The organism is Novipirellula artificiosorum (genome assembly GCF_007860135.1).
Lineage (GTDB): Bacteria > Planctomycetota > Planctomycetia > Pirellulales > Pirellulaceae > Novipirellula_A > Novipirellula_A artificiosorum.
Window position 1 is genome coordinate 86,212 of record NZ_SJPV01000010.1, and the last position, 16,903, is coordinate 103,114.

Sequence of the window (16,903 nt, forward strand, 5' to 3'; positions counted from 1 at the left end):
GAAATTTCGACGGCAGGTTTACAGATACACGGATGGTGACATTCCCCCATGTATGCCCCGCAGCCCTTTCGAATCGAGATTCATAATTGACCGGACGCCGCCATGCAACTCACGATTAGACAAACCGCCCTGTGCATCTTCCTTGCGTGTATGGCGAGCATCGCCCATGCCCATGTCCCGCATGACATTATCTACTCGCTGGACGTGAGCCCGAATTTTCATGAGGACGGCTTGGTCTTCGCTTCCTCGACCCAATTCGGCGAGGCCCATCTCGTTTCGACGAATTTTGGGGAGACGTTCTCCGAATCTCACGCCGGCATGGACCGGACGCTGGTCACCGGGCATACCTTTTCGCCCAGTTTCCGAGAGGACGGCACGGTCCTGCGAAGCGACGATTCCGGAAGGTCGTGGCAGGAGGTTTTCCGTCGCACGAACGACTACGTCTGCAAGATAGCGTTCTCGCCGTACTATGCGGAGGACGGGACCATTGCAGTAGGAACGGCGAAAGGTTTCGTGTTTCTCTCCGAGAACGAAGGGGAGGACTGGCAACTGAGATCCAATGGCCTGAACCGCTGGGTGCATCATACCGATATCCTCGTCACGCGACTCTTGTTCTCGCCGGACTACAAGAAGGACCGCACACTGCTGCTGGGGAAGACAACCGGGTTCTACAAGACCACCGACGGCGGCGACTTCTGGCGACATATCAACGTCTGGAACACAAAGTGGGGATACTACGTCTATCCCGCTCCGGGCGGCGCGTCCCGGGACGTGTTCACGGCAACGTACAACAGCGGCATCTCCCGTTCCCGCGACCTCGGCAGTACATGGGAGTCGGCCAACATCGGAATCACGTCCGCGTTTGCCAACGGGATGCAGCTCTCGCCCGCCTACGACAAGGACAAGACGATCTTCGTCATCGATATCTCCACCGGGCTGTATCGGTCGACCGACGCGGGCCATACCTGGTCCCAGATCCCCGAACTGGACATATCCCGATACTACAACCAGCCGGTACTGCATCGGGAATTGGGTGTGTCCCATCAGTTTGCCGACGATGGAATCCTGCTGATGTTCACCGTCCCCAGGCATATCCTTGACGTCGAGGAGAAGTTCGTCTGGAAGTACAACGATAAGACGCGGGAAATCAAACGCGTGATTGTCGGCAGCGAATCCAACTACATCAATGCCTTCGCCTTCCCCCCCGTGGGTTCGAAGAAGAACCTGATGTTCTGCGCGTCGGGCCAGGGAGTCTTTCGGTCGCAGGACAAGGGTGACACCTGGGAGCACGTTTTCCGGGGCAACGCCTCGCAGATATTCGTCTCGCCCAACTTCGACAAGGACGGCCTGGTTCTGGTGATGAACGCCGGGGGCCAACTCCATAGTTCGCGTGATTGGGGGGCGACGTTTGGATCGAGCGATTTCAATCTGAACGAGTACTACATCAACAATCTCGTCTTCTCGCCAACCTATGCCGCCGACAACACACTTTACGCCACCACGTTCGGCGAGAGGGTGCTGCGGTCGGTGAATGGCGGCAAGACTTGGAATTACTTCGGCCTCAAGGGAAAATTCCTCTATACCGGCCTGACGTTTTCCGGCAGCTACGCGGAGGATGGAACCATCTTCGCGCCCGCGATCGACGGCATCTACCGCTCGACCAACCGGGGTAAAGATTGGGAAAACGTTTTGAACCCGACGCAGTTTCTGGCCAAAGTTCCCTTTGTGACTCTGAAGGACGCTGACGGCCAAGCGATCAGCATCACCTTTGGCGACGAAGCGATGATGCGGCAGTACGACAGTTGGGATCCGGAAATCAGTCCCCAGATCTATCGACGCGTGAAGAACGGCGTACAGATGGTCTCTAGCCCCAACGCCTACCTCGGACAATACTACAAATTCCGGGTGGACTTCGGCTATGCCTTCGAAGTCTACTTCTATGGCACGGGAATTGAATACAAATGCGTCCAAGATGCCGACCTGGGCATCGCGGAGATTTTTCTCGACGGAGAGAGCCAGGGACGCCTTGACCTGTACCACGCAACCGAGACGTGCGACGTGACGGGCTACCGCAGTGACGATCTTGAAGCTGGCATCCACACGCTGCGAGTTGAGGCTACCGGTCACAAGAATGCAAACTCGCGCGGGACGGCGATATCATTTAACGCAGCCAACATCACGAATTGAACAGCCCATAAGCATGGACCAGCAACCTCCGCGAGAAAACGACCGGGTGCAACAGTTTTCCCGACTGCTGGTGTCGAATCAACGCCGAATCCACGGCTTCATTCTGTCGCTGGTACACGATCGGGCCGCCGCTGCCGACATCCTGCAAGACGTGAGCATGTTGCTTTGGGAGAAGTTCGACCGCTTTGAACCGGGAACCGATTTCGCTGCCTGGGGCATGAGTATTGCCAGGCTCACGATCTTGAATTGGCGGCGGCGTCAGCAGCGCGTGCCACTGCCTCTCGATGATGAACTACTTGTGATCCTGGCCGACGAAGCGACCAAAGTCAGTTGCGAGTACGAGGATCGACGGGTTGCGTTGGGGCATTGCATTCAAACACTGAGCGATGAAAACCGAGACCTGCTTGTGGCGCGATACGCAATGGATCGGCCAGTTTCCGGAATTGCCCAGCGATTGGGACGCAGTCGCGTTGCCGTGTACAAGCGTCTTACTCGAATCCACGGCCTCCTGTTGGACTGCATCAATGACCGCGTACAGGCGGAGGGAACCCAATGAGCTATCGATCAGAGAAATGGCTTCCAAAGCTGGATGAGCTGATCGGCTTACTCCTTGACGGCAATCTGGGAGACGAGCAAGCCGCCGAGCTCAAGGAATTGCTCGGGGAGCAGCCCGGCGCTGCCCGCCGTTTCGCCGAGCACATGCAACTTGTGTCGCTGCTCGAAGAAGAGCTTCCGCTGGAGTCTATTGAATCGCAGGCTGTCGCACAGGCAGGCGCGAAACGCTTGCGGACACGGCAGCGACGTCTCCTGCTCGTCCTGGCGCCCCTTATTGCCGCTTCGATCATGCTCGCGGCCATCGTAAACTGGCCGTTCGGCAACGAGTCGGAGAAACGTGACACGGCGATCGGGCCAACGCTAACGACCGGAAGCGTGCTGGATGCAGGCGTTGCCGTTGTGACGCAGATGGTCGATGTTCGGCCGGGGGCCAACGTTTCGATCGATGTCGGTTCGAGCATTGCCCCCGGCGTGCTGGAGCTTGAGACGGGGCTGGTTCAGTTCGAGTTCTATCGCGGGACGGTTGTCGTCGTCGAGGGACCTGCGGACCTCGAATTCGTGGATGCAGACCGGCTGATTTGCCGGCGAGGGAAACTTCGCGCTCACGTTCCCCCGCAATCGCAAGGATTTGCCATACTGGCTCCGCAGTTTGAATTGGTCGACCTGGGCACCGAATTCGGAGTGAACGTGGCCGACGACGGGAGCGCGTCGGTTCACGTGTTTGAAGGCAAAGTCGAATTGTATGATGCCCAATCCAATCGATCCCTGCAATCACGCCGAGACGTACTGGCCACGTCCGGCGTGTCGGTTTCCGCCCAAGGCGAATTTCACGCGATCGCGTCAGAGTCCGACTCTTTCGTCTCGTCTGCCAGATTGCAGCAACTCGCAGCCGAGCAGAACCAGGGTCGTGTGGCCGATTGGCGAACGTTTCGTGACCGCCTGCAAAACGATCCCCGAGTTGTCTGCTACTACTCGTTTGAGCCTGAACCCGATGCACCCCGCGTACTCCCCAGTCACCGGGATCTGGAACCATCGCTTGACGGAGCGATCGTCGGATGCGCGTGGTCATCGGGGCGTTGGCCGGGTAAACGGGCCCTGGAGTTCAAACGCCCGGGAGATCGTGTGCGTCTCCACATTCCAGGCACGTATGAATCGTTGACCTACGCCGCCTGGGTGCGTCTTGACGGGCTGGATCGCGCGTTCAATTCGTTGATGCTGACCAACGGGTTCGACGGTGGCGAGCCGCACTGGCAATTGCGAGGCGATGGCCGACTTCTGCTTGGGATTAGAGGGCGCACCGGCAAGAGTGTGGCGTACGATTCCGAACCCTTCCTTGATATCTCGCACTTGGGCCGATGGATGCATTTGGCCACGGTCCATGATCGTGAATCCAGGCAGGTAACCCACTTTGCGAACGGGGAGGTTCTGGCAAGGCTGCGGATACAAGAGAGCACGGTCCCCCTGACACTCGGGGATACCGAAATCGGCAACTGGGGCACACCACCGACGTACAGCCCCCAGAAGATACGCAACCTCAACGGCCGAATCGATGAACTCGTCCTGTTCGGCGAGGCATTAAGTGACACCGAAGTAGGCGAACTTTACGAATTGGGAAAACCCTGAACCCGCAGCGACACCGCCGCCAGAAGGTCACGTTGTACGCGCGCGGTCACACCGCGTGTCCGCTCCTCTGGTTGTGCAAAGACTACAGATGTCCGACGTAAGCGTTCTATCTCCCCAGCCTGAGTAGGTCCGACTGAGTGGCGTCGGCTACCAGAGAATGTCCAAGTCGCCGTCGCCGGTTCGTTGGGCGCACTCCAGGTGCTCGCACAGGTCATTGACCGCTTCGACGTCGCGGCCTGCTTTGCCTTTGACGCACGAGTGGCTCAAGTCGCCGATCAGCCACTGCAACTCGACCCGAGTCATCCCAACTCGGCGAATCACTTGATCCTTCGGCCAGCGACGAAGCGACGCCTCCAAACATCCAAGTGGTGGCGCGCCGCCGAAGAGACCATGCTGTACATCGCCGCGGCCACTTCGCCTCCACGATGTGAGCCGACGAACAACCCGTTCTGTCTGCCGATCGTCAGGCTGCGAAGCTCGTTCTCCGTTTCATTGTTGTCAAACGGTATTGCTCCGTCGCCAAGAAACACCGACAGTTCGCCCCACTGATTCAGAGCGTAACGAACCGCTTTGCCCAGTGAACTCTTCGGCAGCACGCGCGGATCGTTGCTCTTTTCGATCAGCCAATCATGAAGCTCATTCATCAGCGGGACCGACTCCCGCTGACGTAGTTCAAGGCGTTCATCGGCTGAGCACTCCTTCGCACGGTCTTCGACATCATACCGCCCCCGTCAACATGGGAAGATAGAACGCTTACGTTTTGCGAGGAATGCTGGCGGAAAAAACAATGGGAATGCGGAGGATGGATTGTTCGAGAATATCGAACCCAACCGGCCAAGCCTTGACAATCCCGCGACGATTCTCGACCTCGTTACCTGGTGGCTCAAACGATCATCAACACGTCGCATGGTTTCGTCATGACATTCGGGCTATCAATCATCGGCATCACAATGACCGACGGTGGAACGTTTCCGAATGCGATTTTGTGGGGAGTGTTGGCAACTTGTCTTCGATTCGTTCCCCATATAGGTCCAACAATCTCAGCGACCTTTCCGCTCGCGATCGCACTGTCGGTCTTCCCCGGCTACAACGTCATCACCGCCGGCAATGGACTTGAGGCTGTGCTGGCCACCGCCCAGGCTGCACCGTCGCTCGAACAACAGCTTGGCAAAGACTACACGTACATTGGCAGCATCAAGCCACGTCATGCTCGTGACATCAAAGCGTCAAATTGGTCGATTGGCGCCGAGACAATGGATCGCGACTTCACGATCTGTGAAATGAAGTATCCCGATAAAATTAACTACAAGGGATTGATGGCGATCAATGACGACAAGACGATCGACCATGCCAAGCAAGGGTACTATGCTATCCAGAATTTGGCATCTGTATTCGATAACACGCTGCTTCGCATCCAAGATCTCGATTTCGACGTCAATACCGAAAACGCGGACAGGAAGATCGAACTCTCCGCTTATCGCGGACCGAGCGGCGGTGGACTGATCACCTATTGGCGAGCAAATGACAAGCCGGGGCGAAAAGCCCGATTTTGAAAGCATGAAACTACAGGCATCGAATCTCAAGTTCGAAGAGCCCGTATTAGTCGACTTGCTCACCGGACGTGCCTACAGAATGCCGTCGGATACATGCAAGCCCATCGGACAAGGAACCATGTTCGAAAACCTGCCTGTCTATGATTCTCCGTTGGTTGTTGTCGAGCAAAACGAGATAGAACGTTGCCTCGAGTGAAGGGAATGTGTATCAAAACAGTGACGCTTAGACAATCGAAAACGACTTCCTCTCCAACCCGGTTTACCGAGACGCTTCGAATCCCCCTTATCGCTCTTCTGCTCTCTATCCGCCTCGCTGCTGCAAACTGCGGTGCGAAGGAGGGTTTACCGCTGCCCGCCCCCAAGGTACCGGGGCAGCCTAAACGTCCGGCAACGGTGATTACCTGCGGCGGACAACATTTGTTACTCGAACATACCGACCTAACAGTTACCTTTGATTCGCAAAGGAAAACGCTCGCGACGAACCGACCCGGTTGGTGGGTGATCAACCATCCGCTGAAAGGAATCAACGGGCTGCAGCACCTTGATGAAGACCAGATCGCCGCGGTCAAACGCGTGCCACCTGGAAGCGTCATTCACGTGTATCCTGGCATCTACCGCGAATCGGTCCAGCTTTAGAAGGCAGGCACCCCCGAAGAGCCGATTGTGCTGGAAGGCATTCGCGATTCCGACGGCCGCTTGCCGACGCTAAGCGGCAACGACTTGGCACCGAATGGCGTGTGGAAAGCGGTCGATGGCTTGCCCGGCGTGTGGCGAGCCGACAATTGGGCTGACCGGCCCGCCGCAGTCACATTAGACGGCAAGCTGCTGAAACAACGCCCCCTACCTTCGGAGTTGGAGAACTGTCAGTACAGCTTAAACTTGGCTGACCCCGAGTTGGCTTTTCCACGTCTTTCGGGAAACGTAGATCCGCGTGAAGGAAAACCAGAGTTGGATTGCGTTTGGTCCCGAAAGCAAGTCGACGAACAGGGCAATTTGCACGTCGATACAACGCGACGAGTGCAAACAGACGACCAATTGAAGTACAATGATCCGTCTGCTGACCATCCTGCCTCCGAAATGGGTTCCCCCCTGCCTAAAGAGACTTATTCTATGACCTACCGAAAACCATCGACAAAGTTTTTCGCTTCGACTTTCCTTCTTTGTGCAATGTCCGCTGTACCGAGGCCATCGGTTGCTGCAGACGGTCCCGACCTTCCTTTGCTCGATATTTCGAGTGAGACCGATCGCCAAGTCGTGATCGCTCAGGGAACCGAAAACCTCTACCAAGGCCATCCAACCACGGTTCTGATGGCAGACGGCAAAACCATTTATTGTGTCTGGTGTATCAATCATGGTGGTGCCGCCGGGCCGATGGCATTCAGCGAAGACGGTGGGAAAACATGGACTCGCCTCGACGAAAAAATGCCTGCCGGTTTTTCCACCCACCAGAACTGCCCAAGTATCTATCGTCTGATCGACCCCGCCGGCAAATCTCGACTGTGGGTTTGGTCCGCTGCTTTGGGAAAGCGTGGCGGTCCCGGCATGCCTAGCATCATGAGTGAGGATAGTGGTCAAACATGGAAGGAGCAGCCACCACTCGGTTTTCCCTGTGTGATGACATTCAGCAGCGTCGTCCGATTAACAGATGGCAGGTACCTTGGGATGTATCACAAAGGACCAGGTGGAGAGGATCGAACACCCCTCAGTGTTTTGCAAACGTTTACATCCGACGGCGGTTTCACATGGTCAGAGCCTCGTGTCGTTGCCGCAGTCGAAGGAAAAAACCCCTGCGAACCGTTCGTTTTCCGCTCTCCCGAGGGAGACGAACTGTGCTGTCTGATGAGAGAAAATACACACACCGGTCGCAGTCTGATGATGTTCTCACAGGATGAAGGGAAAAACTGGAGTGACCCCGTCGACACGCCCTGGGGATTAACCGGAGATCGCCACGTCGGCGTTCATGTAGGGGACGGCCGCTGGGTGATCGCGTTTCGCGATCAAGCAATCGGCAGTCCAACGAAGGGACACTTCGTCGCCTGGGTTGGTACTTATAACGACATCAAGAACGCCACCCCAGGTCAGTACCGCGTCAAGTTGCTCCACAGTCATGCCAAACGGGTTGGCGACTGCGGCTACCCCGGCGTGGAATTACTGCCAGACGGCACAATCATCGCCACGACTTACATTAAGTATAGGCTTGGACCGGAGAAGCATTCGGTTGTGAGCACACGGTTCAAGCTGGATGAACTCGACGCTCGGACAAACAAATGAGTGATCAACAACGCAGCCCAACGGGACCGCACCAAACGTTGCGACGTGTTTTTCGAATCAATCCATTCAAGGAATCCCCTGGAACGACCCCGTGACACCTCTCATGAAATGGTTTTGCCTTGGAACTGGTATCTGTATCGGTTCTTGTTTGATGATTCCCGGCATGGTTCACGCGACTGCACCGGCGTGCAGGCTCGATGCTGCGACCGTGGTCGAGTGCAGCGTCGATGTGCCAGGCGTTCAGCTTGCCGCCGACGATCTGAGAGATGATCTGTTAAAAGTCTTTGGCGTTGCGGCGGAATCGCCAGATACCGCACCCACGCGCGTCGTTATTTCAATCGATGCGACGCAGCTTAAGCCGGAATCTTATCGCGTCTCCGTGAGTGAGACATCCATCAAAGTAATCGGTGCGGATCGACTCGGTGCGATCTACGGTATGTATCACATTTGCCAGGATGTTCTTGGCGTCGATCCGTACTGGTACTTCAAAGATCTGTTGCCAGAGCGACGCCAGTCGATCCATGTACCGGTCGGCGACACCGAGTCGGAAGACCCCATGTTTCGATATCGTGGCTGGTTTGTCAACGATGAGGACTTGTTGACGGAATGGAAGAAACCCAACGGGCCACGTGACATTCGCTATCCGTTTTATCATCAAGTGACTTCGGTCGAGGTCATCGATCGTGTTTGCGAAGCCTGCCTGCGTGGCGGAGGCAACCTGATTATTCCTGCGTCGTTCATCTACATCCTAAATGATACCGAAGCCGATTTGATCCGCAGAGCCGTGCGACGAGGTTTGTATGTCAGCCAGCATCACATCGAACCGCTCGGAGTGAGCCATTTTGGTTTCGAAAACTACTGGAAAGAACGAGGCAAAGAGGAAGCGTTCCTCTATGGTTCAAATCCGGAAAAGGTCCGCGAGGTCTGGCGAGCATCTGCACGGCGCTGGTACGAGATCGCAGGCGATCAAGTCGTTTGGCAATTGGGCTTGCGTGGCAAGGGAGACACGGCGATTTGGAACAGTGACAACTCCGTCAATCGCGAACAAGGAGGCAAATTGATTTCCCAAGCGATCGCCGAGCAATGGGAAATGGTGAAAGAGATCGACCAACGGGAAGAACCACCGGCGACGACGACACTGTTCCTCGAGGGCTCCGAATTGATGAGCGAAGGAAGCTTAGAATTCCCCGAGGGAATCATGGTGGTCTTTTCGGATCATGGTGAAACCCAGCTCATGCAGGACGATTTCCACCATTCCAAGCGCTATCCGCAGTACGGATACGGTGCCTACTATCATCTTGCGTTCTGGTCGTCGGGGCCGCATTTGCTGCAGGGATCCAAGCCAGCGAAGATTCACGATGTGCTAACGGAAGTTGCAATAAACGGTGACTTAGATTATGTGATCTTCAACGTTAGCAACGTGCGTGAGCATGTGCTGGGAATTCAAGCTTCGATGGAAATGACGCGAAACCTGGACGAATGGAAGATCGAGACGTTTTGGGACCGTTTTGCACCATCGGTTTTGCATGATCCCTATCAAGAGCTACATGATTGTTTATTTGATCTCGGCCCCGGCCGAGCGATGCAGGATGCGGCGGTCTTCAAGTCGGCGAAAGCGATGTTGGCTCGTTATGAACGAGGCGATAAGAACCCGGTGGGAATGGACTCCAAACAAATCGCTCTACGGCAACGGCAACTCGGCGATGCGATTGAGCGGATTGGGACGCTGATCGATAACTATCCGGCGTCCGAATTGACGAGGCGTGAACGGGCGTTTCATGACATCCATTTCCTGATGCAGGCGAGACTTTGGCGCGAACTGTATCGTTATCACGCGGCGATGATCCAGGCGCAGGACGATCCGATTGCCTTTACCGAAGCAGCGAAAGCACTGGAACAGTTTTTGTCGATTCGCCAACAGGCGGCCGAGGGCAAGTGGCATAATTGGTATCGTGGCGACAAGAAAGTCAACGTGCCGTCGCTGCTGAAACGGACCAAAGAGCTTGTTCAAAGACGAGCGTCGTCAATCCAGCGTCCGGCTCGAGAAAACTCGGTGCTGCAAATTGCTCGCCAAGTTCGGGACAAAGGACTTCAGGTGACGTCCCTGGGGAAGCTTGCACCTGGCCTTTCGCATCACGACGAAGAATCGGGCACGGCCCGCAAGTGGGAAAGAGTCCAACCCGTACTCGGCGTTCTGGCCGAGCGTGTGTTGGTCAAACAATTGGGGGGGAGTCTCGGGGGAAACACCTCCGTTCGCAATCGCTCCGAATTCGTGTGGAAAGATAGTGGCTATTATCGCCGCGCTCGCGATCTGGGGCAGGTGTTTACCGCACCATGTAACTTCACGCTCGATGCGATCGTACTGCGAACCGGCAATTCCGATTTAGCGTTTCTTCCTGGCGCAGCGAATGCGGAGGTGTTCGTTCAGTTCTTTAAGGTCGTGGGAACTCCCGTGATTGATGACAACGGCACCCCGCCGGGAACGGATGCGACTCACGGCTTTTCAAAGAATCACCGTTGCGACGATACGGTGAGAGGTGTGATGTACGAGAGTCTTTGTATCATCAAAGGTGGGCGACTCCCCGATTTGACAGCGACCGGTGATGGTAAGTTGACCTACCTGAAATGGGATTTCACCCACGACGAGACGCTTCGATTCCAGAAGGGAAAACAGTACGCATTCATGATCGGTTTTTCTTCTGCAGGGTCGGAGCGGAACTTCACGCTGTCCAATCGCAATTTGGCTGCCGATCCCGGCCCTGCGTTGATCAAAGGAGCCGGCGACAACTACTCCGGCGGCTGGGGACTTCGGCGTGAAGGTAATGGAAAGAATCCCCCAACGATGTTTCCTGGTGAGGGCCCACCGGAAGACGCGACGACACGGAAACAACTCCGTGCCGAATCGGCTTTCCCCACCGACGAAGCTCGATTCGCGATTCCACCAACCTGCGAAGGGTATCCAGACGTGGACACGTATCGCGATCTTGAATTCTTTCTGATCGCCAAGTGATCGCACTGCCCACGAGCGGAGAACAGCTTTGGCAGCGGCATGGTGGGGAAGCGGAGTTCTATGAAAAATACTACAGGCCGACCGTGCAAGCGGCAGAGAAGACGTGGTTGAACTCTCCGATCAATTGGCTCGAATTCTGTCGTGGGTTGAACCACCAAGCATTGATCGATTCTCCGGAAACCTGCTCGAGCGAGACGGTGACCGGTTGTCCTTGCGGCAGGTAGACGACACCGAACGAGCCGCCTTGAGCCCACCCTGCATGGACGTTTTCGGAATCCATCGTCATCGCCTTGTCCCGGCGCATTTTCCAAAAAGGCCGAGCCTCGAAGAGCTCGCGAAAGTACTTCATTTGCTGGGACCCCGGGTGATGCAGAGTCTCGGTCCAGGGGGTGCGTGCGATCGACGTCGGAGGTCGCGTGGGTAACCACATCTGCCAGATGTTGTGATCACCATAGGTATGACCGCATGCTCCCATTCCTTGGGAGAGCCCCATTTGAAAAGGTGGGCGTTTCAAAGAGTGCAGAGACTGATTGATTTTAGAAATGAGAGTTCCGGAGTTCTTTCATGGATAGAAATGGCTTGACTCACATCGCGTTGATTGTCCTGAGCTTGGCATGGCATACCGAGTTGTCATGCGCTCACGAGCAGATGCCAATATCGCAGTCTCAGGGTTGGGCCGATGCCGCTGCCTTTGGTTTCTCGCCCGAGGCCGGTGGTGCGGACAACACGCTCGCTTTGCAACGTGCCGTGGACCAAGGTGGCACGGTCGTGGTCAGTCGCCCCGGAACGTACCCCGTAGCAGGGACCGAAAACGAAAGCCAGCCTGATGATCGGAGGATGCTAGGGTACCAAAATGGGGGTGTCGTCAAAATGACATTGGCATCCACGTGCAAAATTGCGTAACGTGTGCAAGTCTTGCTGAATTAACAATCCATACGGTGAATGCAATGGTCCGGGACATTATCAATATGAGCGGAACCGGCACCGAGTCGGTCGCGATCTTGGTGCATGGAACATTTGCTGGCGACGATCACGATTCAGGTGTCAAGTGGTGGCAGCATGGCAGTGAAGCGGCAAGTCAAATTCAGGCGAGGTTATCTGGGAAAGAATTGGTTCACACCTCGTACTTTGAGCATGCTGAGATTTTAGAACTGATCTGTTGCAATATCTCCTTTGGTAGCCGTCCGACCGAAATCGAATCGACGGCCCGAAATATGGATCCACAATTAGCGGATTGGTTTGCGGACGCGAAGTTCCAAACGGTTGGGCAAAGACCGGTGCTTCGAGTCCGAGTTCGACCACGTGTGTCGACGGCGACGCATCGATCCGCTGCATAAGCAATACAAAAGGCTGTTTTCATGGTTTGCCGTCCAATTTCTGCACTCGCGTACTATTTGATTGGCTTGGCTGTATGCGTCGGGTCGGGATGCAGTACCAGCAATTCGGTGGCCAATCTGTGGTCACGCGGTCTTGTTGGCAACTTCGCTCCGACCCAATCCAAGAATGTCGAAGGCCCCAAGAGTGTACATGCGAAATTAGCAAGTTCGATCTCGGGCTTGTCGGATGATTCCCGATTGGTTGACGCGGTTGAGTTCGTCCGACTTGCGGAACAGGCTCAGCGAGATTCGGATCCGCATTGCGTCTCGCTTTACGCCGAGGCCGCACTGATGTGTTGGCCCCTGCTGAAACCGATCGATACGGCAGTTGAAACCAAACAGGAACAAGCAAGCGCGGCGTGGAACATCTATCATCGCAGTCTGGAACAACTGACCGCGAGCGCGAGCCAACACGGTTTGCTCGATCCGCATAAGGGCATCGCGATAACGACCTCGAATGGCGAAAAGGTACTGATCGAAATCGCTCGCCATGATTTCCCCTGGCAAGCCGAAGACTTCAATGAGTTGCAACTTGTTCCGAAGTTTAATCGCGTCAAGCTCGCCCGCTACTGGGACGAGCCCGGGCTGGGAGTACCACTGCTGGTCACGAGAAACAAGACGGAGCCGCCGCCGTATCAGGCAAAGTCAATTCCTTTCGCAGCGACCGCTGTCTTGCGACCGACTCGAACAACGGCTTTTCAGTTGATCTCCAATCAGAGCGACCCAAGTGCGACGGATCGGCGCGTCCTAGCTGTCTTGGATCTGTATGATCCGGTTCGCGTCACGCAGGTCAACCATGACGATCAAACCTGGGACCTTGCTCGCAACGTTTCCGCGCCGCTTGCTCTAGCCCAGAGTCAATTTGACCGTGACAATTTCCAAAGTTTCATGATGCCGGGACGGACCGACGAAGCGGCTGGCTTGAGAATGATCGAACCCTACCAGTCAGGGAAAATCCCTGTGGTCTTTGTCCATGGTCTGCTTTCCGACCGAATCACCTGGATTGATCTGATCAACGACCTGCGGGCTGAACCTTGGTTCAATCAACACTATCAAATCTGGCTCTTTCAGTATCCAACCGGTCAGCCGTTTGTGCGGTCAGCTGCCCAGATGAGGAAGGCCCTTACCGAAGCCGTTGCCTTCTGTAACCCATCAGGGACGGATTTCGCGTTGTCTCAAATGGTCTTAGTCGGACACAGCATGGGAGGCCTTGTTTCGAAACTGCAAATCACACAACGCAGTCCAGCTCTGTGGAACGCAATCGCCAGCCGTCCCGTAGACGCCGTCGAGACTTCCAACGAGCAACGAGCCGAGATCGATTCGCTCTTTTTCTTTGAACCCTTGCCTTTTGTAAAACGGGTTGTATTCATTGGCACCCCACATCAAGGATCTCCGTTCGCTACCAGCTGGGTCGGACAACTCGGGTCAATGCTTGTCCGAAAGCCAAAGGAACGCCGACGTCTATTCGAATCGCTGAAAGAACAGAATCCGGGCTTGTTCAAAGGATCGCTTGAGAAGAATTTGCCGGCGAGTATCGCGTTCCTTCGTCCTGACAACACGTTGTCGATCGCGGCCTTTCAAACGCCCGTCAACCCAAGCGTTCAACTGCATACGATCATCGGGACGGGGAAGCGATTGAGGGACGGCACGCCCGCTGATGGTGTGGTTCCAGTCGAGAGCGCCCGGCACCCAAATACCCTCAGTGAACGATTGATCGAGACGACTCATACTGAGCTTACCGAACATCCTGAAACAACCGAAGAACTCCTGCGAATTCTCAAGCCAATGGCAGTCGAGTCCGACAAGGCTTGATTGGTCAGCAAAGTTTTTTGAGCGGACGAGGTACTGTTCGGTCTGCCAGTATGGCAAACCTTGGTAGGTTGGTCTCAACTAGAAATGAGGGGAATCCCTGATCCTCATTCGAGGTGGGTTCTGTTAGTTTGTCGTGTACAATAGGCGCACTCAGGACAAACGAAAGAATGATTCACCACTTCACCGTTCAGCAGCGAACAATCAATAATCCGGCATCGCATGCTGATTCGGAAGAGGTCATTGCATGCCCGATTCCGATGGAAGTTGTGCCGGCGGTTCGGACGGGAATGAACGTTCTTGATTCGAGTATGTACCGCGAGCTTGACGAAGCGGGTTGCCCGTTGGGTGCAGCGATGAGCAAACGTTTATCTTTTGAGGCGTTGCTGACCGAATTGTCCGCTATGTTCGTGAATATTCCCGCTAGCGAGGTCGACGCTCATATCGAGTGGGGATTGCGACGAATCGTTGAAATGTTGGACATGGACCGGAGCGGCTTGGGCGAAGTTTCTGCTGATGGCAAACAATTGCTCGTGACCCACTCGTACCAGTTACCAGGGGTACCACCTTCAGCGAAGATCATGCTGAGTTCGGAGCTTCCGGTTTACACCAGGCTGATCCACCAAGGGGCCGTGATTCGATTGCCTGACGATTTGCCACCCGATGCGACTGGCGAGCGTGAATATTGTGCGCGGACGGGGCTGAAGACCAACCTGACGATTCCGTTGATGGTGATGGGCAATGTCGTGGGCGGCATCGGTTTCACTTCCGTGCGATCATCCCGCTGTTTACCGGACGAATTGATTCCGCGATTGCGCATGATCGGTGATATTTTCACCAACGCGTTGGCCCGAAAACGCGCCGATGAAACTCTCAAGCAGAAAGAGAAGTTGTTGCGTCAAGCAAAAGACGGGCTGCGACAACTCACTTCGCGTCTGCTGATCTCACAAGAGGAAGAGCGGTCTCGTATTGCTCGTGAAATGCATGACGACTGGACCCAGCGGCTTGCGGTGCTGGGAATCGATGCGGCAAACCTCGAATCTCAACTGACGGAGTGCAAAATGGAGATGCCGATGGTGAATTCGATTCGTCAGCGGCTGGTCAGTTTGGCTGACGACGTGCATGCGCTTTCACGCCAGTTGCATCCGTCAATCATTGATGATCTGGGTCTAGCTGAGGCGTTACGATCCGAGTGCAGCGCGTTTTCACAACGTGAAGCAATTTTGATTGATCTCCGAATCGAAAATGTGCCGCCGGATTTGCCGCAGGATATCGCGTTGTCGATCTATCGTGTTGCCCAGGAAGGTCTGCGGAATCTTGCAAAACATGCCGCGGTCAACGAAGCGTCCTTGAAGCTCTTTGTGAGTGGATCCGAACTCGTCTTACAGGTTCGCGATGAAGGAGTTGGCTTTGATGCAAAGATCGCAAACTCGCAGCCAGGACTAGGTCTTTCGAGCATGGAGGAGCGTGTGCATCTCCTTGACGGAACCATTGAAATCAGTTCACAACCGGGACAGGGCACCTCGGTCGAAGTTCACGTGCCACTCAGTCCGGGTGGATTTCTGCCACTTCGTGCTGGCTTACGGGCAACGCTAGGTCACATGTCATCGCCATGAATCGAATTCGAGTATTAATCGCCGACGACCATCAAATTCTAGCCGAGGGAGTGCGTGGATTATTGGAAGCCGAGTTTGAAGTCGTCGGTGTTGTTGCCGACGGACGCGAGCTTGTGGCTGCTGCGAAAAGGCTGTTGCCAGCGGTGATCGTTGCCGATGTGACAATGCCATTGCTGAACGGAATTGAAGCTGCGGTCCAGCTTCGCGACGCAGGCGTCACGGCAAAGGTCGTCTTCCTAACCATGCACCGCGACGTCGCGTATGCTCGCCGGGCTTTAGATGCAGGGGCTTCCGGATACGTATTAAAACACTCAGTGACGTCAGAGCTATTAACCGCCATTCGTGAAGCACTGTGTGGACAAACCTATATCTCGCCCATCATTGCGGGTGAATTGTTCCAGTCCTATCGCGATGGTGATGCATCCTCCAGCGGCTCACCGCAGCGATTGACGGCCAGGCAGCGAGAGGTCTTGCAATTGATTGCCGAAGGTAGCTCAGCGAAACAGATTGCATCACTGCTAAAAATCTCAGTGCGAACGGCCGAAGCGCATCGTGCTCGCATCATGGAAGCGTTGGAACTGAGCAGCACCGCTGAACTGGTTCAGTACGCGATTCGAAACGGCATTGTTTCGGTCGACTAAGTGAAGGCTTCCCGTCTCGCCCTTTCTGTAAGCACATCTCAACGAGTCATTCCGTGAAACCTGGCGCAGGCTAGGCCTCTACCGATGCGAGAAATTGTTCCGTTTCTAAGTGCTTGATAATAGAGCGTCTACGCTCTTCACCCTCTCCACTGGGAGAGTCGAAGGCGAGGCATGAACCTTCCTCGTCAACGTCACATTTCCCACAGACGAGGCGTCCGGTTGAACAAAGGGTGCCTGTAAACGGTGTTTTCGCACCACCAAA

At 55.2% G+C, this 16,903-nt stretch carries 15 protein-coding genes and 1 pseudogene; 12 read left to right on the forward strand and 4 right to left on the reverse strand.

All coding sequences use genetic code 11. The features are described from left to right. The first annotated feature begins 102 nt into the window (after window positions 1-102). The 3 genes from Poly41_RS23595 to Poly41_RS23605 are packed head-to-tail and all read left to right on the forward strand — an operon-like array spanning window position 103 to window position 4,365. Window positions 103-2,187, forward strand: a complete 2,085-nt coding sequence (locus tag Poly41_RS23595; RefSeq protein ID WP_146529546.1) for a WD40/YVTN/BNR-like repeat-containing protein — start codon at window positions 103-105, stop codon at window positions 2,185-2,187. A 13-nt stretch (window positions 2,188-2,200) separates the two neighbouring features. Further along, a complete protein-coding gene (locus Poly41_RS23600; RefSeq protein ID WP_197231573.1) occupies window positions 2,201-2,743 on the forward strand; it encodes a sigma-70 family RNA polymerase sigma factor in 543 nt (180 codons plus the stop codon). Further along, window positions 2,740-4,365, forward strand: coding sequence for a LamG-like jellyroll fold domain-containing protein (locus Poly41_RS23605; RefSeq protein ID WP_146529549.1), 1,626 nt, complete (start codon window positions 2,740-2,742; stop codon window positions 4,363-4,365). The genes Poly41_RS23600 and Poly41_RS23605 overlap by 4 nt, the downstream gene beginning before the upstream one ends. Window positions 4,366-4,512: 147 nt before the next feature. Here the strand turns inward: Poly41_RS23605 and Poly41_RS34315 are convergent, their stop codons facing one another. Further along, a complete protein-coding gene (locus Poly41_RS34315) occupies window positions 4,513-4,686 on the reverse strand; it encodes a hypothetical protein (RefSeq protein WP_197231574.1) in 174 nt (57 codons plus the stop codon). Next, window positions 4,683-5,075: pseudogene (locus Poly41_RS23610) on the reverse strand (IS66 family transposase); the annotation flags it as partial. The pseudogene Poly41_RS23610 and the gene Poly41_RS34315, both read right to left, overlap by 4 nt. Before the next feature lie 168 nt (window positions 5,076-5,243). Between Poly41_RS23610 and Poly41_RS35070 the strand changes: the two are divergent. The 4 genes from Poly41_RS35070 to Poly41_RS23630 all read left to right on the forward strand — a co-directional run bounded on the left by Poly41_RS35070 (window position 5,244) and on the right by Poly41_RS23630 (window position 11,199). Then, the gene (locus Poly41_RS35070) at window positions 5,244-5,918 is read left to right on the forward strand and encodes an AI-2E family transporter (RefSeq protein WP_231615878.1); all 675 of its coding nucleotides are present in this window, start codon (window positions 5,244-5,246) and stop codon (window positions 5,916-5,918) included. Between the two features lie 201 nt (window positions 5,919-6,119). Then, window positions 6,120-6,554, forward strand: coding sequence for a hypothetical protein (locus Poly41_RS23620; protein WP_146529551.1), 435 nt, complete (start codon window positions 6,120-6,122; stop codon window positions 6,552-6,554). A 27-nt stretch (window positions 6,555-6,581) separates the two neighbouring features. Beyond that, window positions 6,582-8,189: a sialidase family protein gene (locus Poly41_RS23625; protein ID WP_231615879.1), complete on the forward strand. Its 1,608-nt coding sequence runs from the start codon at window positions 6,582-6,584 to the stop codon at window positions 8,187-8,189. A 103-nt stretch (window positions 8,190-8,292) separates the two neighbouring features. After that, window positions 8,293-11,199 carry a glycosyl hydrolase 115 family protein gene (locus Poly41_RS23630; protein WP_146529552.1) on the forward strand — a complete coding sequence of 969 codons (2,907 nt, stop codon included), beginning with the start codon at window positions 8,293-8,295 and terminating at the stop codon, window positions 11,197-11,199. A gap of 70 nt (window positions 11,200-11,269) precedes the next feature. Here Poly41_RS23630 and Poly41_RS23635 read toward each other — a convergent pair whose 3' ends face one another. Next, on the reverse strand, window positions 11,270-11,692 hold the full coding sequence (locus Poly41_RS23635; RefSeq protein WP_146529553.1) for an apiosidase-like domain-containing protein: 423 nt from the start codon (window positions 11,690-11,692) through the stop codon (window positions 11,270-11,272). 71 nt (window positions 11,693-11,763) lie between these two features. Between Poly41_RS23635 and Poly41_RS23640 the strand changes: the two genes are divergently transcribed. The 5 genes from Poly41_RS23640 (at window position 11,764) to Poly41_RS23660 (ending at window position 16,641) form a co-directional block, all read left to right on the forward strand. Then, window positions 11,764-12,102, forward strand: a complete 339-nt coding sequence (locus Poly41_RS23640) for a hypothetical protein (RefSeq protein ID WP_146529554.1) — start codon at window positions 11,764-11,766, stop codon at window positions 12,100-12,102. A 44-nt stretch (window positions 12,103-12,146) separates the two neighbouring features. After that, entirely contained in the window at window positions 12,147-12,536 is a 390-nt protein-coding gene (locus Poly41_RS23645) for a hypothetical protein (protein ID WP_146529555.1), read from the forward strand. Between the two features lie 21 nt (window positions 12,537-12,557). Next, window positions 12,558-14,387, forward strand: a complete 1,830-nt coding sequence (locus Poly41_RS23650; RefSeq protein WP_146529556.1) for an esterase/lipase family protein — start codon at window positions 12,558-12,560, stop codon at window positions 14,385-14,387. 167 nt (window positions 14,388-14,554) lie between these two features. Further along, the gene (locus Poly41_RS23655; protein WP_146529557.1) at window positions 14,555-16,000 is read left to right on the forward strand and encodes a GAF domain-containing sensor histidine kinase; all 1,446 of its coding nucleotides are present in this window, start codon (window positions 14,555-14,557) and stop codon (window positions 15,998-16,000) included. Then, window positions 15,997-16,641: a response regulator gene (locus Poly41_RS23660; RefSeq protein WP_146529558.1), complete on the forward strand. Its 645-nt coding sequence runs from the start codon at window positions 15,997-15,999 to the stop codon at window positions 16,639-16,641. The genes Poly41_RS23655 and Poly41_RS23660 overlap by 4 nt, the downstream gene beginning before the upstream one ends. A 70-nt stretch (window positions 16,642-16,711) precedes the next feature. Here Poly41_RS23660 and Poly41_RS35075 read toward each other — a convergent pair. Continuing rightward, on the reverse strand, window positions 16,712-16,903 hold a 192-nt coding region (locus tag Poly41_RS35075), incomplete at its 5' end, for a hypothetical protein (protein WP_231615880.1).